This is a genomic window from Delftia acidovorans NBRC 14950 (assembly GCF_001598795.1).
GTDB lineage: Bacteria > Pseudomonadota > Gammaproteobacteria > Burkholderiales > Burkholderiaceae_C > Comamonas > Comamonas acidovorans.
In genome coordinates this window covers 1-1,857 of sequence record NZ_BCZP01000068.1, presented here as the reverse complement: position 1 = coordinate 1,857, position 1,857 = coordinate 1, and the positions used below count along the sequence as shown (strand labels likewise).

Annotated in this window: 2 protein-coding genes; both read left to right on the top strand. The window is 65.3% G+C overall.

Annotated features, from left to right (window positions below; genetic code table 11):
* The coding region (locus DA1_RS29250) for a phage tail tip fiber protein (RefSeq protein ID WP_255288223.1) at window positions 1-1,360 on the top strand (1,360 nt) is incomplete at its 5' end.
* A gap of 185 nt (window positions 1,361-1,545) precedes the next feature.
* The gene (locus DA1_RS31200; RefSeq protein WP_051940728.1) at window positions 1,546-1,755 is read left to right on the top strand and encodes a phage tail assembly chaperone; all 210 of its coding nucleotides are present in this window, start codon (window positions 1,546-1,548) and stop codon (window positions 1,753-1,755) included.
* The last annotated feature ends 102 nt before the right edge of the window (window positions 1,756-1,857 follow it).

Sequence of the window (1,857 nt, the reverse complement as noted above, 5' to 3'; positions counted from 1 at the left end):
GCGCGCCACGCAGGCAGCGTTCGCGGACGGCCAGCGGGCCATGGCCACCAACGTGCTGCAGCTGCAGGCCTCCCTGGGCAACTACTACCAGGACGGCAAACCGGGCCGCGCCATGCTGGAGCAGGAGATGACGGTGCTGGCGGGCTACAGCGAAGGCCTGCGCGCGCAGTACACGCTCAAGGTGCAGGCCGGCGGGGCCCTGGCCGGCTACGGCATCGCGGCCGAGGAGGTCAACGGCAAGACATCCAGTGCCTTCATCATCATGGCGGACAAGTTCGCCATCGTCTCCCCCAGCTACAACGCCGGCCAGATGAGCACGCCCCGGCCCGAAGACGTGGTGTTCGGCGTCGATGGCGACGGCATCTACCTGCAGCGCAACGTCTATCTCAAGGGCAACATGCGCATCGACGGCCTGGGCAAGAAGCTCGTGGACGGCCTGCGCGGCTCGGTGCTGCTGTCGGCCAGCGGCAGCTTCTGGAGCGATGCCACCGCGCGCCAGGCCGTCTGGCAGGCCCTGGGCAACAGCGGCAGCGCGCCCAACACCAACCACCTGATCGTGGGCGATGCCGTGACCATCACCAACGGGTCCAGCTTCACCCAGACCCGGCATTGGATGGGCGCGGCCTGGGTGATCCCCGCCGCCGTGCTCAACGGCGACCTGCTGGTGGACGGCACAGTGGCGGCCCGCAAGGTGGACACGCGCGGCCTCACCGTGCGCGACAACGCGGGCAACGTCATCCTGGACGCGAACGGCCTGGATGCGCAATGGCTGCGCAATCTCAGGGCCGCCCAGGTCAACGGCCTGGGGCCGCTGGCCACCAAGGACAAGGCCCGCATCGGTGACACCGTGGCGTTTCCGGACGGCACGACGATGAACACCAGCGACTTCATCAACCGGCTGCAGCGCATCACGTCCAACAACATCGGTGTGTTCATGGACACGGCGGCCATCGGCACGGCCTACATAGGGCAGGCGGCTGTCGGAACCCTCCAAATTGCTGGCAACGCCGTCACGGTCCCTACGGCCGTGACAGTTCCTGGACACATCGAGGGAGTGGGATGGGGTTCCTGGAACACGGTTCTGTCAATGAGCCTCTACCTGGATATGCCGGGCGTGGTCACGGTTTTGGTCACTGGGTTCGTCGGCTATGGCATGGGTTGGAGAACAGCAGGAACCAGGCTCTATGTGGATGGTGATTGGATCGCCGAGCACGCCATCGATGAGGCCTACACAGCCGTCTGCCACGGGTATTCGAGGAGCATGGGGGCGGGGCTCCATACCGTCACGCTCACATTCTCGGGAGGTGTGGGTTGCCGGATTGGAAACCTCAACGGCTTCATGATTGGATCAAAGCGATGAAGTTCTACCATGTGATTGATTCGCACGGTCACCTGGTGATCTCCGGAACCTATCAGCACGATTCCGAGTTGCGCTTTTACCGTGAGACGCATGGAAATCGCTTAAGGGTTGGACTGCCCAAAGGGTATGCCCCCAACGAGGCCCCATCCCGGGACCACCGATGGAGCGTTCCAAAACGCTGCTGGGTGGCCCCCGCTCTGGATCTGGAGCAAGAGTGGGAGAAGGTGCGCTACACGAGGGCGCGCCTCCTGTCCGCCTGCGATTGGGTGACGCTGCGCGCCCAGGAGACAGGCGAGCCCGTGCCTGCACCGTGGATGGCCTACCGCCAGGCCCTGCGGGACATCACCGACCAGCCCGACCCGCTGGCCATCGTGTGGCCCACGCCGCCGGCCTGATGCGTGCCAAGCCTGCCACTCTGGCCGGCATGCTGGACTACGACACCCCCGCCATCTACGCCTTCCTGCGCATGCGCATCCCTGGCCTGTTGAGCACCGAGA